Genomic DNA, 26606 nt, shown 5'->3' on the forward strand with positions numbered 1-26606 from the left:
GAGATTCTGGGTTACGTGACGCGAGGTAGAGGCGTCACAATTCACAGAGTTGATTGCGCCAATATTCCATCGCTAGCCATGGAGCCGGAGCGTCTTGTCGACGCTCACTGGGAGATGATCCCTCGGAAAGTACGTGAACGGACTATTGTCATTGAGACCATGAATGTCCCCGGCGTGCTCTATCAGGTGTCTGAGGAGTTTGCCCAGAGAGACATCAACATCAAGTACATGAAGAATGCCGAACATCTCTCCATGTTCAGGAAGAAAGGTGAGGCGCCGCGCACACAGATCAAGATCGTTGCAGAATTCGCTGACGAAGCCGTCTATCGACAGACGATGGAAGCGCTCAGAGAACTTACGTCTGTGATCTCCGTCAACCAGCAGTAGAGATTGGACGTCGGTCGTGATCTGAAATTGCCGTGGGCGGCAGGACTGACCCGTCTGCCCCTCGTGTGAGTACATGATTTGCTGGGGAGCAAGTTGTGTCTACTATGTAGTAATGCTCTGATCGACACTGGCGATTCTGCGCAAGAGCCGTGAGCTGTACCAATTGACAAGGAGGCGCTTGATGCTATGTCCAAGTTGCGGAAAGACGATTCCTGACGGCTCCACCTTATGCCCTGGCTGTGGAATGAAGCTGGCAAGGGGGGATAGGCTGGCAGCCCTCATCCCCTACCGACAGAAGCACAAATGGGGATTCTGGGACCGAGCCAGGAAGATGGAAACACCGCCGTTCTTCGATAGCGTAGACCCCTTCAGCAACGATTTTGCACGCGTCCACCTGGACGGCAAAGTCGGCTTCGTCGACGCCAGAGGGAACGTGATAATACGCGCTGTCTACGACAACGCCGATGACTTCAGCGAGGGTCTTGCGCGCGTCAAACTCAACGGTAAATACGGGTACATCGACACCAATGGAAAGATGGCAATCCCGGCCGTCTATGATGGCGCAGGTTCTTTCGCTGGGGGTCTTGCACGTGTCATCGGACTCAACGACAAATGGGGTTTCGTCGACGCCAGAGGGAACATGGCAATACCTGCTGTGTATGATGGTGCACTTCCCTTCAGGAATGGTCTTGCGCGCGTCAATCTCAACGGCAAATGGGGCTTCGTTGACGCCAAAGGGAACATGATAATACCGGCCATTTACGATAACGCGGATGACTTCTGCGAGGATCTTGCGCGCGTCAATCTCAACGGCAAATGGGGCTTCATCGACACCCAAAGGAACATGGCAATCCCGGCAGTCTATGATGGCGCAGATTCTTTCGCCGAGGGTCTTGCACGTATCGTACTCAACGACAAACAGGGCTTCATCGACATCAAGGGGAAGATGGTAGTGCCCGCTGTCTATGACGATGCAGATGACTTCGACGAGGGCCTTGCGCGTGTCAATCTTAACGGCAAATGGGGTTTCATCGACGCCAAGGGTAACATGGCAATCCCGGCCATTTACGATAACGCACTTTCCTTCAGCGGTGGCCTGGCGCGTGTCGAAGTCGACGGCAAATACGGCTTCATCGACGCCAAGGGTAACATGGCAATCCCGGCCATTTACGATAACGCGGATGACTTCTGCGAGGATCTTGCGCGCGTCAATCTCAACGGCAAATGGGGCTTCATCAACACCAAAGGGAACATGGCGATGCGAGCCGACTATGATAGCGCCGATGACTTCAGCGAGGGTCTTGCACGTATCAGATTCAACGGCAAATGGGGTTTCATCGACAGCTTTGGCATGCAGTACTGGGAAGACTGATAGAACGAGGGGAGGATTTCTGTTTCGCGAATAAATAGTTACTATTGATGCGCCTGTTACGTCGCAATATAGTCAGTTGGTGGAGCCGAGGGGGTTCGAACCCCTGACCTCATCCGTGCGAGGGATGCGCTCTCCCAGCTGAGCCACGGCCCCATCGGCGTTCATTATATGAATTTCGCGGTGATAGTCAAAGCGCCATCGCGAGGATGGAGCCTTGGAAGCTGGTTTTGGGTTGACATTCCCAACCTTGGAACTACAATCTGTTAGGTATTAGACAACTTGTTCCTGAGGAGCAGTCATGTCCAGACCTGTTGGTCTTATCGTTGACACTGGCGTCGACAGTGTTCAGGTTCTTTCCGATGCGAGCCTTGCCAGCATCAAAACCCCGTTTGGTGACGTATCCTATGCCCGGGGCTCCATGGGGGATGTGGATGTCTGCATCCTCAAGCGTCATGGGGAAGGTCACGTCGTGCCACCACATCTCATCAACTACCGAGCCAATATCATGGCACTGTATATGCTCGGCGTCGAGAAGGTCGTCACCACGAGTGCCGTTGGGTCGCTCAAGAGGTCGATTGCGCCAGGATCGTATGCGTTGATGGATGGTTTTCTGGACTTCACCAAAGTGCGGGTGCAAACGTTCTTCGAGATTGGCAAGGTCGTTCACACGGACATGACCCATCCCTACAGTGCGGCCATTACGGACGTACTGGCTACGGAGATGTTGGCCCTGGGCCTTTCGCTTCAGACCGGTGAAGTGTACGTAGCGGCAGAAGGTCCCCGCTTCGAATCGCCGCAGGAAGTCCGCATGTATGCGACCATGGGCGGATCGGTGGTCGGGATGACGGGCTTGCCTGAGGTGACGCTTGCCCGTGAGGCGGGTATCGAGTATCAGACAATCGCCATCGTCACGAACTACGCGGCCGGCATGGGGACCTCGCTACTTACGCACAAAGAGGTTCTCGGCGCCATGGCTGCAGCATCGACATCGCTGGTTGAGGTCCTGCGCCGATCTCTTCCGCGTATCGCGCAACTCCCAGCTGGACGAGCTGACGATGAGCAACCGCTCGACTTTCTGTTGAATTCATGAGGGTAGAGTTGCTGGCTCATACTCCCGACGCGGATGTGCTGTGTGCCTACGCAGCTCACATCTGCTACAGCACCGAACCATTTAACGCTGATCGAAGCGCTGGTATTCTGCGCAAGGTCTGTGGCAACGGCCATCTGTCCGTTCTCGAGCATGCCAGTTTCACATTTCTTGTCGAGGGGCTATCACGTGCAGCTTCCCATCAGTTGGTGCGGCACAGGCTTGCCTCATACTCGCAGCAGAGCCTGCGGTTCACGAAGGCTCAGCCGGTCTTTGTCTCTCCCGCAGGCCACGATTTCAGACCCTTCTATGAGCAGGCTTACATGGAATATGAACGCCTGCTCGCAGACGGTGTGCACGAGGAAGACGCCCGCTACGTCCTTCCACAGGGCGTTGCGTCACGTCTGGTAGTTACGATGAATGCCAGGGAGTTGAGACACTTCTTTGAGCTGCGTTGCTGCCTAAGGGCACAGTTCGAGATCCGAGCTCTGGCGTGGCTGATGCTGGCAAAGGCCAAAGCCGTGGCACCTCTCCTGTTCGAGAATGCCGGTCCGGTATGTCTACAGGGAATGGAGTGCCCGGAACGCTCGTTTGCGTGTCACCTGAAAACGAAGGGACAGAAAGGAGAATCGGAATGACAGGAACAATGCTAGCGCTTGTGAAGGAACGTCCAGAACGTGGGGCAATACTGACAAAGGTGAACATTCCCTCGATCGCAGAGGACGAGGTACTGGTCAAGATCGACTATGCCTCTATCTGTGGCACCGATGTTCACATCTATGTGTGGAACGAGTGGGCACAGAACAGGATCAAGACTCCGCATATCATGGGCCACGAATTCTCCGGACACGTCGTGGAGACAGGGAGGTCGGTGCGGGGATTCAAGGAAGGTGATTTTGTCAGTTCTGAGACACATATTTACTGCGGGCACTGCTACCAGTGCCATACAGGCCACAGTGAAGTATGCCAGAATCTCCAGATCCTGGGAGTGGACCGTGCTGGCGCATTTGCAGAATACATCGCTGTTCCAGAGCGCGTGCTATGGAAGAACGATCCGTCGATTCCAGCCGCGTGGGCTTCCATACAGGAGCCGATGGGCAATGCACTGGATACTGTTAATTCCGAGCCCGTAGCAGGGAAGACTGTTCTCGTGACAGGAGCGGGCCCGATCGGAGTGCTGGCCGTGGGGATTGCCAAAGCTTTTGGGGCCACGCAGCTCTTTGTGAGCGATCTGTCGGATTATCGGCTTGATCTCGCCAAGAGCATGGGGGCCGATTTCGTGTTCAATCCCAGCCGCGACGACATGGAGGCCGTTATCAAGGAGCAGACGCAAGGTATTGGTGTCGATGTCGTGCTGGAGATGTCCGGGAGTGAGAAAGCCATGCACCAGGGCCTGAAGGCGCTGACGCCAGGCGGACGCATGTCGATGCTTGGTCTTCCTGAGCGTCCGGTGACTATTGATCTGACCAATGAAGTCATTTTCAAGGAAATCCGCATCTATGGTATTACGGGACGCAAGATCTTCTCGACGTGGCAGACTGTATCCCGACTGCTTGCCTCGCGCATTGTGGACCCGAGTTCTGCCATTACGCATCAGCTGAAGTTTGAGGACTGGCAGACAGGCATGGACGCCATGGTCGCCGGGACCTGTGGCAAAGTCGTTCTGCAGATCGCGGGGAGGTAGTGGAATGAACGAGAAGTTCCAGGGGATGATGCAGGCCGAACTTGACCGGCTCGAGAAAGAAGGACTCAGTCTCCGCATACGAACGCTCGACTCCGAACAGGGTCCAGCATGTACCATCGACGGCAAGTACGTCGTGAACCTTGCCGCCAACAACTACCTGGGCATTATTGCGCGCAAGGATGTCAAGGAAGCTGCCAAGAAGGCAATTGACGAATTCGGCGTGGGATCTGGCGCAGTCAAAACGATCATCGGTAATACGCGCTTGATCGTCGAAGGCGAGAAGAAACTGGCGAAGTTCAAAGAGGTTGAAGACGTTCTGATGTATCAGGGAGGTCTGACCGCGAATTCCGGCACCATTCCGGCGCTTGTCCATGACGGGGACCTTATCTTCAGTGACGAGCTGAACCATGCCAGCATCATCGATGGTTGCCGTCTCAGCAAGGCGAAGATCATACCCTTCAAGCATTGCGATATGGCCAGCCTGGAAGAGAAACTCAAGGAGCATCAGCAGGATCCGTGCACCAAGCTGATTATCACGGACGGTGTCTTCAGCATGGATGGTGACATTGCTCCGCTTCCTGGTATTGTGGAACTCGCGAAGAAATACGATGCTGTCACGATGGTCGATGATGCACACGGCGAGGGAGTTCTGGGAGATCACGGGCGTGGGATCGTCAACCATTTCCATCTCGAAGGGGAAGTTGACGTCGAAATTGGAACGATGTCGAAGGCATTTGGCGTGGTGGGCGGCTATGCAGCAGGCACACACACGCTTGTCGAGTACCTGAAGAACAAATCCCGCACGATCCTGTTCAGTTCTACCATCACGCCGGCTGATGCCGGTGCGATCCTGAAGGTCATCGACATCTTGACCGAGAGCGATGACCTGGTGCGCAAGCTGTGGGAAAATGCAGTGTACTTCAAGGCAAAGATGAAGGCCTATGGGTTTGACACCTGGCGAAGCGAGACCCCGATCACACCGATCATCATTGGTGATGGACAGCTTGCCAAGAATCTCTCTGCCAGGTTGTTCGAGAAGGGAGTTTTTGCGCAGTCGCTCGGTTTTCCGACGGTTCCCAAAGGCCTGGCGCGCATTCGCTGCATGTTGTGTTCAACGCACACGAAGGAACAACTCGACTTTGCAGCCGACATGTTCCATGAGTCGGCTCTCGAGCTGGGCATTCTAAAGAGCTAGGCGTCTGATGTCCACTCCTGCTGTCCAGGCCCTGATCCTAGCCGGAGGACTCGGCACTCGCATGAAGAGTGCGGTACCCAAGGTTCTCCATGATGTTCTTGGCCATCCTATGTTGTGGTACGTAGTTGATGCGCTCAAGGACATCGATGTACAGCCGGTTGTCGTTACACCGGCAGAAAATGAGGGGTTTCGTACGGCGTTTGGAGACCGTTTGATATACACGGTCCAGCCCGAACAACATGGCAGCGGCCACGCCGTCCAGTGTGGCATGGACCATGTTTCTGCGGAATACGTTCTTGTATGCAACGGGGATGATCCCTTGGCATCCGCTGAAGACTATCGCGAGTTCCTTGACGAGAGTCTCGCTGAACACGCAGACGCGGCAGTTCTCGCGGCCTATCTCGAAGAGCCCGGCCAACTGGGACGTGTCGTACGGACCGTGGGCAATGCGTTTGTTGGTATTGTTGAGGCACGAGACGCGCGGCCGGAACAACTTGGTATTCACGAGATCAACACGGGGATCTACCTCTTCCGTTCGGCGGAGCTTCGCCGGTGGCTAGCACAGATGAAGCCCAACAATGCTCAGGGCGAGTACTACATCACGGATTGCCTCTCAATGGCCGTGCAGGATGGCAGCCATGTGTGTTGCCATGTTGCTCGTGGCACATGGGAGATGTCTGGTGTGAACGATCGGATGGAGCTCACGCTGGCCGCTGGCCTGCTTCAACGGCGGAAACTGGACCATCTGTGCCGGGAGGGTGTTACTGTCGATATGCCGGCAACAGTTCGCGTCGACTGGGACGTCGTTGTCGGACGCGATTCGGAGATCCGGCAAGGTTCTTGCCTGAAGGGAAGCACTAAAGTAGGAAACTCCAGCGTCATTGGACCCAACACGATTCTCATCGACGCGCAGGTGGGCGATGAAACAACGGTTCTTGCATCGTTCGTGGAGGGTTCTACGATAGGCAGCAAGTGTACAGTTGGTCCGTTTTCCTATGTTCGGCCAGGAACTCTGACGGCCGAACGGTCAAAGATCGGCGCTTTCTGCGAACTCAAAGCCTCATCCCTGGGAGCGGGGAGCAAGGTTCCACATCTGTCGTACATCGGCGATGCCACAATTGCCGAGAACGTCAATATTGGAGCTGGTACGATTACCTGTAACTACGACGGGTTCACACATGCCAAGCACAGCACGGTCATCGAGAAAGACGTCTTCATCGGCGCCAACAACAATCTGGTCGCTCCAGTGACGATCCATGAGGGAGCGTACACTGCGACCGGGTCGACTATCACCCATGATGTGCCCCCGGACGCTCTTGCCATCGCACGGGCGGTCCAAGTCGACAAAGAGGGATGGGTCAGGAGGAAAAAACATGGACAGTGAATATAACCCGATCAAGATCTTTTCTGGCAATGCAAACAAGCCGCTGGCCGAGAAGGTCGCGGCCTATCTTGGCATTCCTCTCGGTCAGGCTGAAGTTGGCCGCTTCCCTGATGGAGAGATCAAGCTTCGTATCAGCGAGAATGTGCGGGGACTGAACGTCTATGTCATCCAGCCCACCAACGCACCTGCAGAGAACCTTTTCGAGCTGCTGATCCTCCTTGATGCACTAAAACGCGCTTCAGCCGCGAGCATTACAGCTATCATCCCATTTTTCGGCTATGCACGCCAGGATCGGAAAGTTCGCTCGCGAGAACCGATCAGTGCCAAACTAGTTGCGAATCTCGTGACAGTTGCGGGTGCAGACCGCGTGGTCGCCATCGACCTCCATGCGGCCCAAATCCAGGGCTTCTTCGATATCCCTGCCGACAACCTGACGGCCATGGTCCAGTTTGCGCAGTATATCAAGCACAAGGATCTGGAAGACTTGGTAGTCCTGTCTCCCGATGTAGGAGGCGTGGCGCGGGCGAGTACGTTTGCCCAGACCATCCATGCTTCACAAGCCCTGTTTGTGAAGAAGCGTCTTTCGCCGGACGCGGTCGAAATTCAGTCACTCATCGGTGACGTACGAGGCAAGAATGTCATTATTGCAGACGATGCAATCCATACGGGTAACACTATGTTGAATGCCTGCAACCGGGCTCTGAGCGAGGGCGCCAAGAGCGTGATTGCCTGTGCGACTCATGCCGTCTTTGCGGGGGACTCCCTTGGGTTGTTTGCTCGGTCAAACTTCAGCGAAGTGCTTGTGACAGATACAATGTTCGTTCCTGGACGCGAATATCCCTCGATGTTCACGGTGTTGTCGGTGTCGGAACTGATTGCCAAAGCCGTCTACAGCATCCACAACCACTCATCGGTCTCTGCCCTCTTCCAGCTGTGACAGTCTGAAGCCTCTCTACTTGATTCAGAGCTGATTTGGCATACAATGTTAAAGATATGCCGATATCTTATGAGTAAGGAGTTAGTATGCAAAGAGTAGCGATAGACGCCGTTGCCCGTGAAAGCGGCAAACATGGCAAGTTAGGCACCCTGCGCAGGCAGGGCTTCATCCCAGCAGTGGTTTACGGTCACGGAATGGTACCCATGTCCGTAGCTGTTCCTGTGCGAGCATTTGAACGCGTGCGTCGTACGACTGGGGAGTCTGCCATCGTCGAACTCCAGTTTGAAGGTGGCAAGGCGATAACTACTGTTGTGCAGGAGTACCAGAAGAACCCGATCCGGGACACGTATACACATGTCGACTTCCTATCCATTTCTCTTGATGAGCCGTTGACGAGCAGGATCCCGATTCGCCCCATTGGGACAGCCATTGGCCTCAAGGAAGGCGGTGTGCTCGAGCACTCACTGTATGAGCTCGACGTCCAGGCTCTTCCCCTTGATATTCCCGAGTATCTCGAGGTTGACGTTTCCGACCTCGGGCTTAAGCATTCCATCCATGTGGCCGATCTGAAACTTGGCGACAAGATCAAAGTGCTTACAAACGAAATGGCAACTGTCTTCTCGGTCGTTGCGCCAGCTGTCGAAGAAGCCCCACCTGTTCCTGAGGAGGGTGTTGCGGTCGAGGGCGCTGTTCCTGCAACGGGAACTGCTCCAGCTGCGGGGGCTGCTCCTGCCGCTGTTCCTGCTGAGGCCGCTGCGAAGACAGTATCGAAGAAGTAGCACGGCATAACCGTTGTCCGCTCTGCATCAACCGCTTTATATGCGCTGGCCCTCGAGGGCCAGCGTTTTTGCTGTCCGCGTCTTCAACAAGGGCTTGTCGTGAGATTGCTGTTCATCGGTGATGTCTTCGGCCGCCCGGGACGTACGATTGTGCAGCGACTGCTTCCACAACTCAAGGCAGAGTTGCGTCCTACTGTCGTCGTGGCCAACGCGGAGAACGCGACGCATGGCACTGGCATGACTCGGTCTGCGTTTGAAGAACTGAGCACTGCGGGTGTCGACATATTCACCGGGGGGAATCACACGCTCGGCAAGCCGGAGATCCTTGACCTGATGCAGGAACACCCGAGTGTGCTATGCCCTGGCAATGTCAGTCCCGCTATCAGGCGTCATGGATTCGTTATCTGGCAGACGCCGGATGGCCCCATAGCCGTCGTCAACGTGATGGGGCAGTATTGCATGAACGGTGTCGACAACCCCTTCCGATACATGGAAGAGATCCTGTGCGAACCAGAGATTGGGGCCGTGCGTGTGAAAATCGTCGATTTTCATGCGGAGGCTACGGCGGAGAAAGCGGTGATGCTGCGCTTGCTGGACGGCCGCATGTCGGCAGTTCTCGGAACGCATACGCATGTTCCTACCGCGGACGCGCGCGTCACGGCTGCTGGCACGGCATTTATCACCGATGTCGGCATGACGGGGGTACGATCCTCAATCATCGGCCTGGACCCGGAAGTAATGATGCGTCGTTTTGAGACAGGCATCATGTACGCACCACGCGTTGCGGAGGGCGATGCGACGTTGATGGCCGTCGTGGTCGACATCGATGCGTCCACCGGAAGCAGCACATCGATAACACTCCTGCAGAGGGACCACTGACATGGCCGGGTTCCTTATCAAGACCTTCGGTTGCCAGTTCAATGAGCTGTACAGTGCTACGATCGCTGACGCGCTGAGACGTGGAGGGCATCAGCCTTCTGATAGTCTTGGCGAAGCATCACTTGTCATCATCAATACGTGCGCAGTCCGTGAGAAGGCAGAGGAGAAGGCCTTCAGCTTCCTCGGCGAAGCCGCGAAGCTCGTTGGTGCCAGACGTATCGTGTTCATGGGTTGTACAGCCACGCTCGACAAAGAACGAGCGGTTCGCATTGCAGGCCGTGGTCTGAACGTCGTGGAAGGCACCGCGGGTATGGAGCAAGTGCTTTCCCTCGTAGGGAATGTTGTGCCGCTCGGCGAAGTGGACTGCACGGCTCCTCGCTCGCTGTTCCCCACCGCAGACATCGAACTCATTCGTGGATGTGAGAGCTACTGTACATACTGCATCGTTCCCAGGTCGCGAGGTCCAGAGGTCGTTGTCGACGCCGGCGAAGTCCTGCATCGAGCCGAACGGGCCATTGGGAGTGGTTTCTCTGAGCTGCTCTTCCTGGGACAGAACATCAACAGGTATCGGTCGAGCTTTGGAGGGCTAATTGAGACCATGTCTGCGGTCGATGAACTGGACGGCAACTTCTGGTTCTGGTTCCTGAGCTCTCATCCAGCAAACTTCACGCCGGAGGAAGTGAGACGGGTCATGGAGCTGCGGCACATCGAGCATCGATTGCACCTTCCACTGCAGTCTGGGAGTGACCGCATCCTCGAGCGGATGAACCGGCGGTACACGATTGCAGACTATGCCAGGCTTGCAGAGCCCATCCGCGAGAACGTCGGCTGGACACTGACAACAGACATCATTGTGGGCTTTCCCGGGGAAACGGATGATGATTTTGTCCATACGGTCGACGCGGTCCGTCGATTCCAGTTTGATGGGGCCTTCCTTGCCAAGTACTCCGACAGGCCGGGTACGCCAGCGTCCAGAATGCAGGACAAGGTCCCGCCCGCGCTCATCGACGAACGGCACTCCGCCCTGCTCAGCATCGTCCAGGACCTGAGCGAGCAGAGCAACCAGGTGCTGGCAGGCAGATGCGTCGACGTGCTCGTCCTAGCTGTACATGCAGGCGGACATGCCTTTGGAAGGTCGATCGATGGCAGAAATGTCTGGTTCTCGTGTTCTGAACCAGCGCCAGGAGTTGGTACATTCGTCAGTGTGACTATTGACCATGGCTCGAGAGAAGGATTGCATGGCACCCGACTCTGCTAGTCTTCCATTGATTGTAGGCATTGTCGGCGCCACCGGAACGGGCAAGACTGCGCTTGCCCTGGGCATCGCCCGTCGTTTCGGAGGGTCGATCATCTCTGCCGACTCGATGCAGGTCTACGAGGGGATGGATGTCGGCACGGCGAAACTCAGCCTTTCAGAACGCCTAGGTGTTCCCCATGCTCTCATCGACGTCGTTCCTCCCAACGAGCACTTCTCTGTCGCCCAATACCAGCTGCTGGCACTCGAAGCTGTGAATGCGGCGATTCGCTTGCAGCGTCTGCCGATTCTAGTGGGAGGGACAGGCCTGTACGTGAGGGCTGTACTCGACGGATACGAATTCCTGCCGGAGAAGCCCGATGCAAGTCTGCGGAGTCAGCTGCGAACGCTGTCCGAGGGCGAGCTGCGCGCGTGTCTGAGAGCAATCGACCCTGTGGCGGAACGCGAGATTGCCTCGAACGATGTCAGGCGACTGGAGCGGGCCTTGGAGATGAATGCTGAGTCAGGAGACCTGCCAAGTGTCCTCAAGCGGAGACAGCACCCGGTCCCATGGCGAGTCCTCCGGATTGGCCTGCGTGCCAAGCGGGCCGAACTCTACAGACGGCTTGACCGGCGCGTTGATACCATGATCTCTGTAGGAATGGAAGAGGAAGTGCGGCGTCTGCTGGCTGATGGCCTGAACTCTGCCGACACCGCGATGCAGGGTATAGGCTATAAGGAGCTGAACGCCTGGATGCGTGGAGAGATAGGGCACGACGAGGCGATCGAGCTCTGGAAAAGACGGACACGCAATTACGCCAAACGGCAGGAGACCTGGTTCAGAAGAGAGAAGGACGTTCACTGGATCGACGTAAGCAATCAAACATCTGATTCGGTTCTGGTGCAGGCGGGAGCCCTCGTCGAATCCGCCGCAGGAGGGCACAGCAGATGATCACGGAACGCCAGCTCATGGAACGGACGCAGCAGCTCGAGGTAGAGTATGCGACCGAAATTGCAGATATTCGTGCAGTTCAACGTCGAAACTTCTTGCGCATCCTTGACGCATTTCACGCTGTTGGCTTGTCGACATCGGACCTTCGCCCAATGTCGGGTTATGGTATTGGGGATAACTTGCGAGACAAGACCGAATGCATCTTCGCCCACCTCTATGGTGCACAAGCTGCACTGGTGCGCCCGCAGATCATCTCTGGCACTCATGCTCTGGCTATCGCGCTGTTCGGGGTGCTTCGCCCCGGAGATTTGTTGTGCTCCGTGACCGGGGCTCCCTACGATACGATGGAGGAGATCATTGGAATCCGCCCATCTGATGGTTCGCTTGCAGAGTTTGGTGTCAGCTATGTCCAGTGCGACATCACGGCGTCCCCTGCAGAGCAGTGGGAAGAGCAGCTCGAGAGATGCTTCTCTACCCAGCTACCAAAACTTGTCCTGATTCAGCGGAGTCGTGGATACAAGCGCATCCGGGCGCTTTGCGAGGGTGAAATCGCACGAATGATTTCCACGGTGAAACATGTCTCGCCTAAGAGTCTGGTCCTTGTCGACAATTGCTATGGCGACCTTCTCGAGGATCGTGAACCGACAATGGACGGCGCAGACCTGCTGGCCTCGTCATTCATGAAGAACATCGGAGCGGGGATTGCCCCGACGGGAGGCTACGTGGTGGGGACTTCCAGGGCTGTGGCCCTGGCTGCGACCCGATACTCAAGTCCGGGAGTGGGTGCTGAGATTGGGCCGAATCTTGGATTTGCCGAGACGTTCCTGCGGAGTCTGCTCTTTGCTCCGATGGTAATTGAGCAGGTCCTGACGGGAAATGTTCTTGCGAGTGCGCTTCTTCAGGAAAACGGCTTTGTCGTGGATCCAGGCCCTCACGAGATCCGCGGGGACATTGTGTTGCGCATCGAGTGCGGGTCAAGGGAACGGTTCGCAGCGTTTGCGCGCGCCGTGCAGGAGTGCTCTGCACTGGATGCGGATGCCGTACCCGAGCCAAGTCCCATGCAGGGATATGAGACGGAAGTCCTGATGGCAGGTGGAACCTTTGTCCAGGGGTCCACGATTGAACTGAGTTTTGATGGCCCCGTTCGCGAGCCGTACGTCGGATATTTGCAGGGAGGTCTGAATGCATGGCAGGTGGTGCAGGCGACCGCGCGGGGAATCGTGTATAGTATGAATGTGCGCAAGTAGTGTCGTCGTCGGCCATTCGTGATAGAATATTCGAACGACGAAATGCTGAAAAAAATGATGGGAGGTCGTTATGACAGGTTTAACGAGAGTTGATCCGGAAGTAGCTGACGCACTGAATAAGGAACTGCACCGTCAGCAGAACAATATTGAGCTCATCGCATCTGAGAACTTTGTGTCCGAAGAGGTCTTGGTAGCACAGGGTTCAGTCCTGACAAACAAGTACGCCGAGGGATACCCGGGCAAACGCTACTATGGTGGTTGTGAGTATGTTGATGTCATCGAGACGCTGGCTATTGAGCGTGCCAAGGCACTCTTTGGTGCGGAGGGGGCAAATGTTCAGCCCCACTCGGGAACGCAAGCCAACCTTGAGGTCTACTTCTCCGTTCTACAGCCAGGAGACACCATTCTGAGCATGTCTCTTGCCGACGGGGGGCATCTGAGTCACGGAAGCCCCGTATCGCTGGTGGGCAAGTTGTTTCACATCGTCTCCTATGGTGTTCGGAAGGACACCGAGACAATTGACTATGACCAGGTAGCTGAGCTGGCTCGAACAGAGCATCCCAAGTTGATCGTCGCAGGTGCCAGTGCCTATCCGCGCACCATCGACTTTCCCCGCTTCCGTGAGATCGCCGATTCGGTGGGAGCTTTGCTCATGGTGGACATGGCCCACATAGCTGGGCTGGTCGCCGCAGGAGTCCATCCTTCACCGGTACCGTATGCGGATTTCGTCACGACGACCACACATAAGACACTTCGCGGTCCCCGAGGTGGCATCATCCTCTATAAGGAGAAGTATGCGAAGCAGCTCAACAGTGCAGTGTTCCCTGGCAGTCAGGGTGGACCTCTTGAACATGTTATTGCGGCGAAGGCGGTTGCTCTGAAACAAGCTGCGTCTCCCGAGTTCGTTGCCTATCAGAAACAGGTTCTCGCTAACGCAAGAGCCTTGGCACAGGCGCTGACGGAGCGCGGCTATCGCATCGTTTCTGGTGGCACTGACACTCACCTTATGCTTGTCGATCTGACCTCCAAGGGAGTTACGGGCAAAGAAGTCCAGACGCTTGTCGAGACCGTAGGTATCACTGTCAACAAGAATGCCATCCCCTTTGATCCATTGCCGCCAAACAAGGCAAGTGGAATGCGGCTTGGGACTCCGGCTGTGACCACTCGCGGCATGCGCGAACCGGACATGGTTGAGATTGCCACCCTGATCGACGAGACGATCATGGGGCGTGATGACGAGGAGAAACTGGCTCAGATTCGAGCTCGCGTGACGGCGCTTACGGACCGTTTTCCACTATACGCAGGCAAGATGTACTAGGAGAACTGATGGACTATTCTAACCTTCAGGTGTTGAATCATCCGCTGATACGACACAAACTGACCCTTCTTCGCAACAGGAACACGACGCACAAGGACTTCCGCGAGCTGGCGGAGGAACTTGCCGGGCTCATGACGTACGAGGTTTGCAGGAACATGCGAACCAAGGCGTGCCCCATAGAGACCCCCCTGGAGTCCTACGATGGGCAGGAACTGGAGAACGAAGTCACGATAGTGCCCGTGCTTCGAGCCGGGCTCGTCATGGCCCAGGGGATGCTCGACATGATCCCTCACGCCAAGGTGGGACACATCGGTCTGTTCAGAGACGAGAACACTCTGGAACCGGTTCAGTACTACTGCAAGCTTCCCGAGAGCACTCCTGAGTCAGACGTGTTCATCATGGACCCGATGCTTGCAACTGGAGGCAGCGCCTGCAAGGCTATTTCACTCGTCAAGGAGCGCAAACCTCGCAGCATCTCCTTCTGTTGTATCATTGCGGCTCCGGAGGGCATTGAGGTGCTGCGGCGCGAGCATCCTGACGTAAAAATCGTCACTCTGGAAATTGATCGTTGTTTGAACGAGAATGGGTATATCCTTCCCGGTCTCGGCGATGCCGGAGACAGGATATACGGGACGAAGTAGTCCATGCATCTTGTGATTACGCAGGCACAGCTCTGGTCGTTCCTCGTGGCTTTGGCGCTGAGCCTTGTGCTGACACCGGTCTTCATCAAACTTGGGCTGCGGCTTGGCATCACCGACAAGCCGGCTGCCAATGCCGAGGCAAACATCGATGGGCAACGGCGCAGAGTGAATCGGAAGGTGACTCCTCGCACTGGTGGCATCGCCATCGTGATCGCGTTCATCGTATCTGTGTTCTTCTTTAATTCACTTACAATGCAGTTGAAGGGAATCCTTGTCGGTGGGGGCATCGTATTCATTGGTATGCTCCTGGACGACATGTTCGACATCCCCGCGTTACTAAAGCTACTGATACAATCAGTGGCAGCAATCGTCGTCATCGCGTTTGGAGTCCGTGTGACCGCGTTGACCAACTTCCTTCATGGAGGGTTCTTCCAGCTTGGCATTGCAGGCATCCTCCTTACCTATTTTTGGATCGTGGGAATCACGAATGCGCTGAACCTCATCGATGGACTGGACGGTCTTGCGGGTGGCGTCGCTGCGCTGATTCTCCTCGCAATGTTTTTCTTCGCCGCATTCAAGGGCATGGCAGTCATGGGGGCAATCCTTGTGGCGCTGCTTGGTGCAGTCCTGGGATTCCTTGTCTTCAACTACAATCCGGCGAAGGTGTTTCTGGGAGACGCCGGGTCCGAGTTTCTTGGGTTCATGATCGCGAGCCTTTCCGTCTATGGCGCTCTTAAACTGCCGACAACTGTTATGCTGATCGTGGCAGTTTTCGCGCTTGGTATCCCCATCGCGGAGACGGTCTCGAGCATTTTCCGCCGGGCGGCCAGGCACCAGTCTCCCATGAAGGGAGACAATGGACATTTCCATTACCTACTGCTGTTCCGGGGATGGAGCCAGCGGCGCATCACGACACTGTACTATCTGGTGACGTTCGTGCTGTGCTCGATCGGGCTGGCTATCGCGCTTCTGGGAGTGCACTGACGTGCGTTGCAACATTCTGTCTATCTTTGGTACGCGTCCTGAGGCAATCAAGATGGCACCCATTGTCAAGGCGCTGGAGGCCGATCCCAGATTTGAGAGTCATGTGCTCCTGACCGGCCAGCACATGCAGATGCTGGACGACGTCGTGCAAATGTTTGAGATACGGGTGTGGCGGGATCTCAACGTCATGAAACAGCGCCAAACGCTTCCATACTTGACGGCGGCACTTGCAACGCAGATTTCTGATGCCCTGGCGGAACTGCAGCCGGACATGGTTCTGGTCCACGGAGACACCACCACTACGTTTATGGGAGCTCTCGCGGCGACCTATGCAAAGATCCCGGTCAGTCATGTCGAGGCAGGACTCAGGTCCCATCAGAAGTTCAGTCCTTTCCCCGAGGAAGTGAACCGCATGCTTACAGATCAGATTTCCGACCTCTGCTTCGCGCCTACTGAGGAGGCCAGACAGAATCTCCTGCACGCAGGTATCGACGCTGACAGGATTGACGTCGTCGGAAACTCAATCGTAGATGCAGTGCACATGGCCTTGCCCCACCTTCATGTTCCGGACATCATGTCGAAGGTTCGGCCGGGCAGTTCCATGGTCATCATGACGGCACACCGTCGCGAAAACTGGGATAGCGGCATTGCAATCTTCTCGGACGCGCTTGTGAAGCTCTCCAGGTTGCATCCAGAATTGACGTTTGTCTTTCCAGTACATCTCAACCCTGTTGTGCGAGAAACTGTTTTCGGGATTGCATCGGGCCTGCCGAACGTCGTGCTCACCGACCCTCTTCCGTACTTCGATTTTCTGTATATGCTTGAACACTGTGTTGTCGTTCTCAGCGACTCGGGCGGGATTCAGGAAGAGTCCGTGACGCTTCACAAGCCGATGCTCCTGCTCCGTGAGGTCACCGAGCGCCCCGAGGCTGTGACAAGCGGCTGGGTCAAGCTGGTCGGTCAGGACGAGGACCTCATCGTCTCGTCGTTCGAGCAGCTCGTGGCAAGTGGTTTTACGGTTCTGGGCGGGAACGAGATCAACCCATATGGCGATGGAACAACTGCAGCGCATATACTCGCTCGCATCGACGATTATCTCAATGCGACTCACTCAGGAGGATAGCGTATGACTACGGAACAGAGTTTTCTCATCGAGGGAGGGAATTCGCTCCACGGTTCGGTCCGCTGCAGTGGCGCCAAGAACTCGATCCTGCCGCTGGTGGCGGCTGCGATTGCTGTTCGTGATGTTGTCAGCTTCCAGAATGTCCCGGACATCAGCGATCTCCAGTCTCTCCTCACTCTCATCCAGGCGATGGGTGTCAAACTGGTTTCCTTCAGTAATGGAGAACTAGTGCTGGACACTCGTGGCCCTATTGAGACGCGCGTCGAAAACACCAACGGCTACAGCTTGCGCGGAACGCAGACATTGGTAGGAGCACTTCTTGGGCGCGAGCACAGGGCAATGCTCCCATCGCTGGGCGGCTGCAGTATCGGCGCTCGACCCATTGATCTTCACATCAAGGGGCTGCGAGCCATGGGCACACAGTTCGAGTGGAAAGACGGTTATCTTGTTGGTCAGGCCAAGGCTCTTAAGGCCTGCGATGTCTATCTCGACTTTCCCAGTGTGGGCGCGACAGAAAATCTCCTGCTGGCAGCTGCTCTTGCCGAAGGAACGACACGTGTTTTCAATGCGGCCCAGGAGCCGGAGGTGTACGATCTCATCTCCTTCCTCAACAAGGCAGGTGCCCGTATCGTGCCGGTTTTCCCGTTTGGGTTCCGAATTGAGGGCGTCGCTCACCTGCACGAAGCGTCGCACCGCATCATCGGCGATCGCATCGAAGCTTCAACTCTGATGATCGCCACGGCCATTACGCAGGGCGAGGCTACCATCACGGGCATCGACGCCCGTCATATCTGGTCAATCGTTGCTAAATTGCGGGAGACGGGCGCGGTGGTCGAGGTCGAGGGAGATGATGCTGTTGTCGTTAAGGGTGTCGCAGGGTACCGGTCGACGGATATCCGTACTCTGACGTTCCCGGGGTATCCGACCGATGCACAGCCTCAGATGACCGCATATCTGACACTGGCGCATGGCAATTCGGTCGTCGTGGAGAGCATCTTCGAGAACCGTTTCGGTGCTATCCTTGAGCTCGAGCGCATGGGCGCCCGCATTAAGGTGGCGGAAGAGACAGCCATTATCGAGGGCGTCGAGTCACTGAATTCGGCGACAGTCCAGGCAAAGGATCTGCGAGGCGGTGCCGCTCTGGTGCTAGCTGGTCTTGCAGCGCATGGTACAACCACTGTGAAATCCATCCATCATATTGACCGGGGATACGAAGCGCTGGACGGTAAGCTGTCTCAACTGGGCGCACACGTGACTCGTGTCAACCAACCGGAGGCATAGAGAATGATAGAACAAGAGCAGGTTCTTGACGCACTGCGGGCCGTCTACGACCCTGAGATTCCGATTAACATCGTTGACCTCGGGCTGATTTATGGAGTAGACATCACAGCCGAGGGGGACGTCACTGTCCGTATGACCATGACTGCTCCACAGTGTCCGATGAGCAGTTATCTGCTCCAGCAGGCTGAACAGGGAGTTCGGACTGTAGCAGGTGTGCGGAACGTCAAGATGGATCTTGTGTTCGATCCTCCGTGGGAGCCTTCTATGATCAAGGAAGATGCCCTGAAGAGCGCCGGTATTGTCACGGACACTTCGGCTGACCCGGCCGGGGGCGACTGCTCCACGGAAAAATGAAGGAGATCACGCCGCGACAGCCTGCAGGCACGCTGGCGGCGAATCTCGACCAGCTGATCGAGAGCTTTTTGCTGGCACAGGACGTTGGCATCACGAGCAAAATGGTGTATCGACGCGCGCTCAAGCGGTTCAAGGAGTTCCTGTCGCTTCGAGAGGCTGCTGGCGGCGTCGGCTACCTGACGAAGACCGACATCGTCCAGTACAAGAGCCATCTGCTGGCGGAGGGGCTGTCGCCTCGGACGGGGAATCTGTACCTTACCTCCGTCCGCCAGTTTTTCAAGTATCTCGAGTCCAACCGCATCTATCCCGATGTGTCCGCGGGCCTCAAAGGCTTCAAGCGTTCGTACGGGTTCAACCGTGATCCGCTTACCCTGCAGCAAGCGCGCGATCTGTTGAATTCCATCGATACGAGCGACATGATCGGCCTGCGAGACTTTGCGATGATCAACCTGATGCTTCGGACAGGTCTTCGCACGATGGAAGTCGTTGGCTCCAACGTCGGAGACATTCGTCAGACGTCCAACGCCACACTCCTCTACGTTCGCAGTAAAGGGAAGGACGCGAAAGATGATTTCGTCGTTCTGACACGAGAGGCATACGAACCGATTACTCGCTACCTTGCAGCGCGTCACTGCACCGACCCCCGGGCAGCGCTGTTCGTGTCACATAGCAACAACAACAAGGACAAGCGGATCACTACGAAGACTTTGCGCTTCGACGTGAAACAGAAGCTCCTGGGAATCGGCGTGTACTCTTCGCGCATCTCTGCGCACTCGCTGCGGCATACCTTTGCCACCATGGCCCTTCAGAACGGTGCCACCATAGAACAAGTGCGTGACACACTCCGGCATCAGAATATCACGACGACCCAGATCTACGTCCACACGACGGATCGTCTGGAACACGCCGCCGAAGACACCATCAAGATCTGACCACTCCCCTGGCAGTTTGTATGTGCCGAAAAGTGGCCCTGGGAAGAGATTTCGATTCACAAGACGTAGGAGCATGAGCCAGATCGCCGAAAAGCCCCGCAATTGCGATAAACGGGGTGGTATTCTGGTCGTTATGGTGCCTGGGCTGGTGTTCCCGCTATCTTGCATGCACATCACATCTCGTTCGCAAGAATCTGATCGAGGGTGCGAGAAGGAACTTTCACAGTGGAGTGAAGGGGGAGGACGAAGCGATTTATGTCGATGAACCGGCATACCGTTCGTTCGCGAAGTCGAAGGAACGCACTTTGGGTTATCGAACAGGGGGAGCGAATCAATCTCCGCAAATCAATCTTTGTGGAAGTGGAACCAACCTGTGGATAACTTTGGGGCGATCTTCGAGAAGGGAAAGTCTAGGCAGATGGGTTTCGACGGAGGACAATTTCAGGGAGAAGACACCGGCCGTTGAGAAGGTCGACCGTCGACATGGGAGTCTTCCCCGGAAACTGGAGCTCTAAAAGTTCGAGCCATCCGTCACCGCAGCGAACGGCGACACGCTTGCGCAGAAATTGTGCAACCGTACCAGAGGGGGCGTCTGCGGAGAGGTCGGTGTCTGCAGACAAAGGGATAGCCCTGAGGATCTTCAGTCGGTCCGTTTCCTGGAAAGAGCACGCACATGGTTCAGGGGCAAGAGCCCGGACGAGATTGTATGCCTGCTCGACTGAACCTGACCAGTCGATGAGTTCGTCGTCAGACTTGAGCTTGCGTGCGTAGGAGCCCGCGCCGGTTTGTTGCAGTGGCGTTGTTGAGCTGTGCAACAGTTGGTCGAAGACGTGCAAAGTAAGCGGCACTCCTACCCGGATGATAGAAGCCTCGACATCGGTGCGGTAATCCGAGTCGGCAATTGTGAACGGTTCCTGAGCTAGGAGCTCGCCTCGGTCCAGCAGGCCGTTCATTCGAATGATGCTCACGGCTGACTGCCTGCAACCGTCCATGATCTGGCGTTCAATAGGAGCCGCTCCCCGGTACCAGGGCAACGGGGACGGGTGGAGGTTGATGGAGGCGAGACGCGGCGCATCCAGGAGAGCCTGCGGAAGGAGTCTTCCGTAGGAAAGCAGAAACAGGATGTCGACAGCATCGTCGACCAGTCGCTTTGTCAGTACCTCTCCAGGAGTCTCTGTGCCATTGAGCACGGGGATTGAATGGGACTGCGCCCACGCTTGTACGGGGTTGGCCAGGAGTTTGCCTCGGCGGACACGAGGTTCCTCTGACACGACAGCAATGACGACGTGGAACCGACATCTGATGGTCTCGAAAACCGGGACCGAAATCGATGACGAACCAAAGACAGCGATGCGGGGAGTGTCCAAGGCCATCGTCAGAGCTGCTGTCCTTTTTCTCTGATTGTCTGAGTCAGTGCTGCGCCGACAGGACTTCCTTCTTGCACAGAAATTGTGGACGGGTCAGTGATCCGATCGACGAACAGCATACCCTGGAGGTGATCAAACTCGTGCTGGATGACGCGAGCTTCAAAATCGACGTATCTGTGGATGCGTCTCTTGCCCCTTTGGTCGAGATATGACAGCGTAATTTCTGTGGCACGGTCTACTGGTGCATAAACGCCGGGGATACTGAGACAGCCTTCCTCATCGGTCGCCGATCCCTTGCGGTCCAGAATCTGAGGGTTCACCACGATATGGAGCCCTTCGCCGACATCATAGATGAAGAACGCCTGACTAAGGCCGACCTGAGGGGCAGCCAGGCCGACTCCTATCGGTTTCATGAGATCTTCCATCGATTCGGCCAGATGAACAAGCTCACTCGTGACCTTCCGTATGGGTTGTGCCTTCTTTCGAAGGATGGGACTGCCAATCAGCACGATTTTCATGTAACTAGTATACCCGGATGGCGGCATTCTGGAAGTGTCTATTGTGCGCGAGAGCGATGCCAACACGCAGTCCAAGGGCCGCCTGCAGGGAGTCTGCACGGAACTCGAGAGAGAGGACCCTTGCCTGAGCTGACACGGTCAGCAGGTCCGCATGCAGCCCGCGGAAATCCACTCCTTCCGCGGCAAGGGCGTTCCCCAGGTCCCTGGTTATTGCGTCCACGTCGGGGCTCACACCGCGAGACGAGATTCGTACGACAAATTGGCGTGCGAAAGGGGGCATCAACAGCTCGCGGCGCTGTTCCCTCTCGTTCTCAAGGAAGGTTGCCATAGTCTCAGTACCGTCGAGAACGCCTCGCAGGCCTGTGGAGCGGCGGTCAAGCTGGATCAGAACAGTACCTGGCGCAGTTTCTGCAACCGCGCCACGGACGACGACGGCTAGCTGCTCGATATTGTCGAACACCGGGTGCCGGAGCCCGACACTCACGTCGGGAAAGACAACGAGCTCAGGCTTCAGAACAGCGATGCGCTGGACATCGGCATACGTGCCGAGAAACAGCGACGGACCTGTGTTCTGCGCGACCGTGGCCTCGTCGGTGGGCGTCATCAGCTGAACGGCTGAGGCCGGAAACGTACGTTGGAGCTCACGGGCGAGGCGGTCCAGGCCGTACCCGCGTGATCGAAGTTGTGTTCCATGGCAATTGGGACAGACATCCGGCGGAACCTCCGAATGACCGCACTGTTTGCAGAAGAGCCTCTTTCTGTCACTTCCCAGGGTCAGCGTTGCACCACAGTCAGGACAGGTCGCTGTGTACCCACATTCCGCACATTCAATCAGCGTCGCAAAACCGCGGATGTTGAGAAGAAGCATGGAGTCCTTACCCTGATCGTACGTTTGCCGGAGGAGGCGCATCGTTGGTGCGAGGAGAACCCCCGAAGGCCCAGTCCGTTTCTCCGAGACAGGATTCTGACTCCGAAGAACGAAGGTGGCAGACACGTGGGCAGGGTTCTCTACCTCTGACCCCAGCGCGGAGTCTGTCGGGACGCCACAGGCGTCAAGCACTGAGAGTGTCGGTGCACTCACACCAACCAGACACGGGATGCCGTGTGCGTTGCTCATGTCAGCAGCAACGCTGAGAAGACTTCTGAGAGAGAAGCGTTGCCAGAAGAAGGGCCACTCCCCGGGGATTCCCAGATCGACGATAACAAGTGTGATTTCAGGGAGGATCAACGACGAGAACTGACGGGTACTCAGCCAGACAGTCGAGCGCCGGTCACCACGAAAGCGTCTGGCACCCACTGAGGGCCAACGGACAACCGGAATGTTCCAGTCGCGGGACAGAAGCCCTTCGTAAAGACTCGCGAGCACGTCTGAGCTGACGATCATGGCAACGCTGCCACCGCCTGCGATCGCGGCTTCGATGGCCGGGCGAAAGCGAGTTGCCCTGTCCACGAAGGATCCGACGATAAGCTGTGGATCACTGTGGTCGCCCCGTGCGTAAGACACTCGTGGCTCGGTGTCGGCGAGTCCGCTGTCGACAACAAATCCCTGTTCATAGAGCTTGCGTCTTGCGGGGGTTGAGAGTTTCCAGAGCGCGGACTGTAGGTGGGTAGTGGCTTCAGTGTCTGAAAGCAGTTGGCGCACTGGAGCCGTCTTTGTGGAAAAAGAGGGGTCCCGTGCAGCCATCACCTGCAGATTGTGCAGAAGCAGTGCCGGGTCGGATGCAGTGAGGCGAGCCTTACTGCGGTCGTGCGGTTGAGATGCCTGCAGGAAACGGACGATCGCGAGGGCATCTTCCCAACCAAGGACCTGTCTCTCGAGAGAATGCTGAAGCGCCACCATATCAAGCTCCAGCGCCGGATAAATGCCAGGCGCTGAGCAGACACTCAGAGCAGGGAGTGGAAGCCCCCCCGTCTTGGACCATGGACCCTCGAGACCAGATGTCGACACGAGCAGGGCAGGTGCCACATTGTGCATAAAAGGAACCAGGAACCACGTTCCTGGTTCCGGATTGCCCCCAACCGAACCGAGATCGTATGAGAGGAGGTTACGTGAAAACGGGCCTCTCTGTGTCAGAACGGCGAAACTGCCGAGCACGGGCTAGATGTTGAGCCAGTTCTTCAGTTCTCGAACCAGGTCAAGTTCTTCCCAGCTGAATCCCGGACGCCCGAAGTGACCGTGCATGGACGTCTGGCGGTAAATGGGCTTTCGAAGCCCGAGATAGTCGATCATGGCGGTGGGAGTCATTTCGACATTCTTCGCAATGACGTCCCGTACGATCGACTCGGGAACTGCACCAGTGCCTTCGAAGGAAATCTCGAACGAAACGGGGTCCTTCTGACCGATGACATAAGCCACCTGCGTAAGGCATCGATGGGCAATACCGGCTGCCACGATGTTCTTGGCGAGATACCGCATAAAATAGGTAGCCGACCGGTCCACTTTCGTGGGGTCCTTGCCAGAGAAAGCACCTCCGCCATGCGGGATACGTCCCCCATACGTGTCAATGCCCAACTTGCGGCCGGTCATGCCCGTGTCAGACTGCGGGCCGCCCACGACAAATTTGCCGGTCGGATTCACAAAGATCGTGGTCTTGCTGTCGAGAAGGTCAGTTGGCAACGATGGCCGTACGATCTTTTCGATGATCTCCTCACGAGCCTGATCCGACATTCGTGAGGGATTGTCAGGATCAAGAACGGTATCGAGGTGCTGAGACGAAAGGACGACAGAACGCAGGTACACAGGCTTGTCGCCATCGTATTCCAACGTGACCTGGCTTTTGCCATCCGGGCCCAGATAGTCGAGGATATTCTGCTGTCGGACTTCCTCCTGCCGCATAGTAAGTCTGCGCGCCAGTTCGTACGGTAGCGGCATATACTCGGGCGTCTCGTCCGTGGCATAGCCATACATGATACCCTGGTCCCCGGCACCACCCGCATCGACACCCTGGGCAATGTCTGGAGACTGTCGGCCAATTACATTGACGACTGCACAGGTCTTGGCATCGAACCCATATTTCGGGTGATTGTAGCCAATGCTGTCGATGGTCGACCGGACAACGCCGTCGACGTCGGCGAATGCGTTGGTCGTAATCTCTCCACCGACAATGACGAGGCCATGCGTGACAAACGTTTCACAGGCGACGCGGCTATATCGGTCCTGCGTAAGCAGTTCGTCCAGAATGGCGTCTGAGATCTGGTCAGCGACCTTGTCGGGATGTCCGATCGTCACAAACTCTACGGTCTGGCTGGTGCGCGCATTCTTGTTCATAGGTCTCTCCTTTCGCAAGTTGTCGACACCCCGCACGCTCGTACGGGGTGGTTGACGCTTCTTCGTAAGTGATTGGATTCTGGGTACTCTAGCGCTTCGGTTCGGTGTCCTCGATCACGGGGTTTGCAGCGTTGCGTGCCGCTGCAGCCACCATGCGGCCAGCGGACTTCCGAAGGATGTCATCGACAGGTTCACGAAGCGGGTCGGTCTTCTCTTCGAGCAATTCATGCGATGTATCGAGAAGCTGACGAATGAGCCGATACTTGTTCGTGTCGACTTTGGCGATCAACGTCTCCAGATAGAGGTTTGCCAGCTCTGGCTGTTGGGTAGGCTGTTCTTTCTGATCGTCCATACACGACTCCTATCTCCGCAGTGCACTGCGGACTATGCTGTCGACAATGTCGACCGTGGTCTCAAGGTCACGGTTCGTGACCATGTAATCGTAATCCTTGGCAAAAGTCATCTCGTAGTGACCAAGCTCGATGCGTCCGGCTATCTCTTCGGGCGTTTCCGAACCTCTGCACGCCAGACGACGTTCAAGTTCCATCACATCCGGAGGCTTCAGAAAAATCATAAGGGCTTCCGGAAACAGGCGCTTCATACTACGGCCGCCATGAATATCAATGGTCAGGACCAGAATCTCCTGTGGCCGGACAGCTTCGAGCGAGGACATCAGCGTCCCATAGTGACGGCCACGTATATCAGCATACTCGGCGAACAGTCCTTTGTCAATCCAATCTGTGAACTGTTCCTCGGTCACAAAGTGATAGTCGACGCCGTCTACTTCCCCCGACCGGGGGCCCCTCGTCGTGACGGAGATCGAGCGGTGCATATCTGGGTAGCGCCGCAGCAGTTCCGCGACGACAGTGCTCTTGCCGACACCTCCAGGACCAGATACTACGACAATCATGGTCGCTTTCCTTCCTCGACCGTCTGGACAGCGCGTGCGAGCTGGCCATCGCCTGGAAGCGTTCCAAAGAGCGCGGGGGTCGGATCTGCTACCACGATGTTGGGAGTCAGTCCTTTCTTCTGGATCGTGTTCTTGTTTGGCGTATAGTACTCCTCGACCGTCACTTTGAGTTCGTATCCATCCGCGAGGTCCCAACTGCGCTGGATGACTCCCTTACCGAATGTCTTGGTCCCCAGGACGAGAGCCGTCTTGTTCTCCTGCATTGCGGCCGAGAAGATCTCTGAAGCGCTCGCGGAGTTTTCGTTGACCAGGACGACGACAGGGAACGACACGCCGCCGCCATTGACGGTCACAGGGTTCAGCTGACCGCCTGCTTCCCTTGTCCATAGAGCTGTCCCATGGGGAATAAAGTTCGACAGCATGTCGAGGCACTCATTCAGGTATCCGCCGCCATTGTCCCGTATGTCGATGACCAGTCCTGCAATCTTCTGGTCCTCGAGTGCGTGAAGCGCCCGGGCAAACTTCACAGCCACACCAGAGCTGAATGAGGACACGGAGATGTAGCCAACCTTGTTCCCGATGATGCGACTCTCGACAACCGGCAGGTCGACCTGGCGCCGTGTGACTGTGTAATCCAAAAGTTTTCCGGCACGTTCGATCTTCAATCGGACCGACGTACCCGCCTTGCCCTTGACACGAGCGGAGACGGTATCGAGGTCCAGTTTCCGAGCGGTCGTGCCGTCTATGCTATCGATGAGGTCTCCAGGCTTCAG

At 56.3% G+C, this 26606-nt stretch carries 26 protein-coding genes, 1 tRNA gene and 1 pseudogene; 20 read left to right on the forward strand and 8 right to left on the reverse strand.

The window, feature by feature from the left end:
• Both SMC5_RS04665 and SMC5_RS04670 read left to right on the forward strand, forming a co-directional pair.
• Nucleotides 1–387 (forward strand): annotated as a pseudogene (locus SMC5_RS04665) (bifunctional (p)ppGpp synthetase/guanosine-3',5'-bis(diphosphate) 3'-pyrophosphohydrolase); the annotation flags it as partial.
• Nucleotides 388–568: 181 nt separating this feature from the next.
• Nucleotides 569–1759 carry a WG repeat-containing protein gene (locus tag SMC5_RS04670; RefSeq protein ID WP_119119794.1) on the forward strand — a complete coding sequence of 397 codons (1191 nt, stop codon included), beginning with the start codon at nucleotides 569–571 and terminating at the stop codon, nucleotides 1757–1759.
• A gap of 77 nt (nucleotides 1760–1836) precedes the next feature.
• Here the strand turns inward: SMC5_RS04670 and SMC5_RS04675 are convergent.
• Nucleotides 1837–1912 (reverse strand) — tRNA-Ala (locus SMC5_RS04675).
• Between the two features lie 145 nt (nucleotides 1913–2057).
• Here SMC5_RS04675 and SMC5_RS04680 point away from each other — a divergent pair.
• From SMC5_RS04680 to SMC5_RS04765, 18 genes are all read left to right on the forward strand, one after another.
• Nucleotides 2058–2849: an MTAP family purine nucleoside phosphorylase gene (locus SMC5_RS04680; protein ID WP_119119795.1), complete on the forward strand. Its 792-nt coding sequence runs from the start codon at nucleotides 2058–2060 to the stop codon at nucleotides 2847–2849.
• On the forward strand, nucleotides 2846–3484 hold the full coding sequence (thyX, locus tag SMC5_RS04685) for an FAD-dependent thymidylate synthase (protein WP_119119796.1): 639 nt from the start codon (nucleotides 2846–2848) through the stop codon (nucleotides 3482–3484). Before SMC5_RS04680 ends, thyX begins: the two co-directional genes overlap by 4 nt.
• On the forward strand, nucleotides 3481–4530 hold the full coding sequence (tdh, locus tag SMC5_RS04690; RefSeq protein WP_119119797.1) for an L-threonine 3-dehydrogenase: 1050 nt from the start codon (nucleotides 3481–3483) through the stop codon (nucleotides 4528–4530). The genes thyX and tdh overlap by 4 nt, the downstream gene beginning before the upstream one ends.
• A gap of 4 nt (nucleotides 4531–4534) precedes the next feature.
• Nucleotides 4535–5725, forward strand: coding sequence for a glycine C-acetyltransferase (locus SMC5_RS04695; protein ID WP_119119798.1), 1191 nt, complete (start codon nucleotides 4535–4537; stop codon nucleotides 5723–5725).
• A 7-nt stretch (nucleotides 5726–5732) separates the two neighbouring features.
• Nucleotides 5733–7109, forward strand: coding sequence for a bifunctional UDP-N-acetylglucosamine diphosphorylase/glucosamine-1-phosphate N-acetyltransferase GlmU (gene glmU / locus SMC5_RS04700; protein ID WP_119119799.1), 1377 nt, complete (start codon nucleotides 5733–5735; stop codon nucleotides 7107–7109).
• Nucleotides 7099–8046, forward strand: coding sequence for a ribose-phosphate diphosphokinase (locus tag SMC5_RS04705; RefSeq protein ID WP_119119800.1), 948 nt, complete (start codon nucleotides 7099–7101; stop codon nucleotides 8044–8046). Before glmU ends, SMC5_RS04705 begins: the two co-directional genes overlap by 11 nt.
• An 86-nt stretch (nucleotides 8047–8132) precedes the next feature.
• Nucleotides 8133–8825 carry a 50S ribosomal protein L25 gene (locus SMC5_RS04710; protein WP_119119801.1) on the forward strand — a complete coding sequence of 231 codons (693 nt, stop codon included), beginning with the start codon at nucleotides 8133–8135 and terminating at the stop codon, nucleotides 8823–8825.
• Between the two features lie 99 nt (nucleotides 8826–8924).
• Nucleotides 8925–9704, forward strand: a complete 780-nt coding sequence (locus SMC5_RS04715; protein WP_165846195.1) for a TIGR00282 family metallophosphoesterase — start codon at nucleotides 8925–8927, stop codon at nucleotides 9702–9704.
• Between the two features lies 1 nt (nucleotide 9705).
• Entirely contained in the window at nucleotides 9706–10962 is a 1257-nt protein-coding gene (locus tag SMC5_RS04720) for a MiaB/RimO family radical SAM methylthiotransferase (protein ID WP_119119803.1), read from the forward strand.
• On the forward strand, nucleotides 10943–11890 hold the full coding sequence (miaA, locus tag SMC5_RS04725) for a tRNA (adenosine(37)-N6)-dimethylallyltransferase MiaA (protein WP_165846196.1): 948 nt from the start codon (nucleotides 10943–10945) through the stop codon (nucleotides 11888–11890). The genes SMC5_RS04720 and miaA overlap by 20 nt, the downstream gene beginning before the upstream one ends.
• Entirely contained in the window at nucleotides 11887–13137 is a 1251-nt protein-coding gene (locus SMC5_RS04730) for a methionine gamma-lyase family protein (protein ID WP_119119805.1), read from the forward strand. The genes miaA and SMC5_RS04730 overlap by 4 nt, the downstream gene beginning before the upstream one ends.
• A gap of 70 nt (nucleotides 13138–13207) precedes the next feature.
• Nucleotides 13208–14455 (forward strand): serine hydroxymethyltransferase, encoded by a 1248-nt coding sequence (locus SMC5_RS04735; protein ID WP_119119806.1) that lies wholly within the window; start codon nucleotides 13208–13210, stop codon nucleotides 14453–14455.
• 8 nt (nucleotides 14456–14463) lie between these two features.
• Nucleotides 14464–15096 (forward strand): uracil phosphoribosyltransferase, encoded by a 633-nt coding sequence (gene upp, locus SMC5_RS04740; RefSeq protein ID WP_119119807.1) that lies wholly within the window; start codon nucleotides 14464–14466, stop codon nucleotides 15094–15096.
• Between the two features lie 3 nt (nucleotides 15097–15099).
• Nucleotides 15100–16080, forward strand: a complete 981-nt coding sequence (locus SMC5_RS04745; protein ID WP_119119808.1) for an MraY family glycosyltransferase — start codon at nucleotides 15100–15102, stop codon at nucleotides 16078–16080.
• A gap of 1 nt (nucleotide 16081) precedes the next feature.
• On the forward strand, nucleotides 16082–17203 hold the full coding sequence (gene wecB / locus SMC5_RS04750; RefSeq protein WP_119119809.1) for a non-hydrolyzing UDP-N-acetylglucosamine 2-epimerase: 1122 nt from the start codon (nucleotides 16082–16084) through the stop codon (nucleotides 17201–17203).
• Between the two features lie 3 nt (nucleotides 17204–17206).
• Nucleotides 17207–18484 (forward strand): UDP-N-acetylglucosamine 1-carboxyvinyltransferase, encoded by a 1278-nt coding sequence (murA, locus tag SMC5_RS04755; RefSeq protein WP_119119810.1) that lies wholly within the window; start codon nucleotides 17207–17209, stop codon nucleotides 18482–18484.
• A gap of 3 nt (nucleotides 18485–18487) precedes the next feature.
• On the forward strand, nucleotides 18488–18838 hold the full coding sequence (locus SMC5_RS04760) for a metal-sulfur cluster assembly factor (protein ID WP_119119811.1): 351 nt from the start codon (nucleotides 18488–18490) through the stop codon (nucleotides 18836–18838).
• Nucleotides 18835–19770: a tyrosine-type recombinase/integrase gene (locus tag SMC5_RS04765; protein ID WP_119119812.1), complete on the forward strand. Its 936-nt coding sequence runs from the start codon at nucleotides 18835–18837 to the stop codon at nucleotides 19768–19770. Before SMC5_RS04760 ends, SMC5_RS04765 begins: the two co-directional genes overlap by 4 nt.
• Before the next feature lie 410 nt (nucleotides 19771–20180).
• On the opposite strand, the gene SMC5_RS04770 is transcribed toward SMC5_RS04765, so the two are convergent.
• The 7 genes from SMC5_RS04770 to SMC5_RS04800 all read right to left on the reverse strand — a co-directional run.
• The gene (locus tag SMC5_RS04770; RefSeq protein ID WP_119119813.1) at nucleotides 20181–21143 is read right to left on the reverse strand and encodes a methionyl-tRNA formyltransferase; all 963 of its coding nucleotides are present in this window, start codon (nucleotides 21141–21143) and stop codon (nucleotides 20181–20183) included.
• A 2-nt stretch (nucleotides 21144–21145) separates the two neighbouring features.
• Nucleotides 21146–21655 (reverse strand): peptide deformylase, encoded by a 510-nt coding sequence (gene def / locus SMC5_RS04775; RefSeq protein ID WP_165846197.1) that lies wholly within the window; start codon nucleotides 21653–21655, stop codon nucleotides 21146–21148.
• Nucleotides 21656–21659: 4 nt separating this feature from the next.
• On the reverse strand, nucleotides 21660–23630 hold the full coding sequence (locus SMC5_RS04780) for a primosomal protein N' (protein WP_126854946.1): 1971 nt from the start codon (nucleotides 23628–23630) through the stop codon (nucleotides 21660–21662).
• Nucleotides 23631–23753: 123 nt separating this feature from the next.
• Entirely contained in the window at nucleotides 23754–24923 is a 1170-nt protein-coding gene (metK, locus tag SMC5_RS04785) for a methionine adenosyltransferase (protein WP_119119816.1), read from the reverse strand.
• 88 nt (nucleotides 24924–25011) lie between these two features.
• On the reverse strand, nucleotides 25012–25275 hold the full coding sequence (locus tag SMC5_RS04790) for a hypothetical protein (RefSeq protein ID WP_119119817.1): 264 nt from the start codon (nucleotides 25273–25275) through the stop codon (nucleotides 25012–25014).
• A gap of 9 nt (nucleotides 25276–25284) precedes the next feature.
• A complete protein-coding gene (gmk, locus tag SMC5_RS04795) occupies nucleotides 25285–25833 on the reverse strand; it encodes a guanylate kinase (protein ID WP_119119818.1) in 549 nt (182 codons plus the stop codon).
• A partial coding sequence (locus SMC5_RS04800; protein WP_243624998.1) for a S41 family peptidase occupies nucleotides 25830–26606 on the reverse strand: 777 nt, incomplete at its 5' end. The genes SMC5_RS04800 and gmk, both read right to left, overlap by 4 nt.

It is taken from the genome of Candidatus Cryosericum odellii, assembly GCF_003570935.1.
GTDB lineage: Bacteria > Caldisericota > Caldisericia > Cryosericales > Cryosericaceae > Cryosericum > Cryosericum odellii.

Bases quoted from the DNA above. Each gene is read 5' to 3' on its own strand.
- gmk (WP_119119818.1), bottom strand. From the start codon at position 25,833: ATGATTGTCGTAGTATCTGGTCCTGGAGGTGTCGGCAAGAGCACTGTC.
- SMC5_RS04745 (WP_119119808.1), top strand. From the start codon at position 15,100: ATGCATCTTGTGATTACGCAGGCACAGCTCTGGTCGTTCCTCGTGGCT.
- SMC5_RS04730 (WP_119119805.1), top strand. From the start codon at position 11,887: ATGATCACGGAACGCCAGCTCATGGAACGGACGCAGCAGCTCGAGGTA.
- thyX (WP_119119796.1), top strand. From the start codon at position 2,846: ATGAGGGTAGAGTTGCTGGCTCATACTCCCGACGCGGATGTGCTGTGT.
- tdh (WP_119119797.1), top strand. From the start codon at position 3,481: ATGACAGGAACAATGCTAGCGCTTGTGAAGGAACGTCCAGAACGTGGG.
- SMC5_RS04790 (WP_119119817.1), bottom strand. From the start codon at position 25,275: ATGGACGATCAGAAAGAACAGCCTACCCAACAGCCAGAGCTGGCAAAC.
- miaA (WP_165846196.1), top strand. From the start codon at position 10,943: ATGGCACCCGACTCTGCTAGTCTTCCATTGATTGTAGGCATTGTCGGC.
- SMC5_RS04760 (WP_119119811.1), top strand. From the start codon at position 18,488: ATGATAGAACAAGAGCAGGTTCTTGACGCACTGCGGGCCGTCTACGAC.
- SMC5_RS04705 (WP_119119800.1), top strand. From the start codon at position 7,099: ATGGACAGTGAATATAACCCGATCAAGATCTTTTCTGGCAATGCAAAC.
- upp (WP_119119807.1), top strand. From the start codon at position 14,464: ATGGACTATTCTAACCTTCAGGTGTTGAATCATCCGCTGATACGACAC.
- SMC5_RS04765 (WP_119119812.1), top strand. From the start codon at position 18,835: ATGAAGGAGATCACGCCGCGACAGCCTGCAGGCACGCTGGCGGCGAAT.
- SMC5_RS04735 (WP_119119806.1), top strand. From the start codon at position 13,208: ATGACAGGTTTAACGAGAGTTGATCCGGAAGTAGCTGACGCACTGAAT.
- glmU (WP_119119799.1), top strand. From the start codon at position 5,733: ATGTCCACTCCTGCTGTCCAGGCCCTGATCCTAGCCGGAGGACTCGGC.
- SMC5_RS04720 (WP_119119803.1), top strand. From the start codon at position 9,706: ATGGCCGGGTTCCTTATCAAGACCTTCGGTTGCCAGTTCAATGAGCTG.
- murA (WP_119119810.1), top strand. From the start codon at position 17,207: ATGACTACGGAACAGAGTTTTCTCATCGAGGGAGGGAATTCGCTCCAC.
- SMC5_RS04780 (WP_126854946.1), bottom strand. From the start codon at position 23,630: ATGCACAATGTGGCACCTGCCCTGCTCGTGTCGACATCTGGTCTCGAG.
- SMC5_RS04680 (WP_119119795.1), top strand. From the start codon at position 2,058: ATGTCCAGACCTGTTGGTCTTATCGTTGACACTGGCGTCGACAGTGTT.
- SMC5_RS04695 (WP_119119798.1), top strand. From the start codon at position 4,535: ATGAACGAGAAGTTCCAGGGGATGATGCAGGCCGAACTTGACCGGCTC.
- def (WP_165846197.1), bottom strand. From the start codon at position 21,655: ATGAAAATCGTGCTGATTGGCAGTCCCATCCTTCGAAAGAAGGCACAA.
- SMC5_RS04670 (WP_119119794.1), top strand. From the start codon at position 569: ATGCTATGTCCAAGTTGCGGAAAGACGATTCCTGACGGCTCCACCTTA.
- metK (WP_119119816.1), bottom strand. From the start codon at position 24,923: ATGAACAAGAATGCGCGCACCAGCCAGACCGTAGAGTTTGTGACGATC.
- SMC5_RS04770 (WP_119119813.1), bottom strand. From the start codon at position 21,143: ATGGCCTTGGACACTCCCCGCATCGCTGTCTTTGGTTCGTCATCGATT.
- SMC5_RS04710 (WP_119119801.1), top strand. From the start codon at position 8,133: ATGCAAAGAGTAGCGATAGACGCCGTTGCCCGTGAAAGCGGCAAACAT.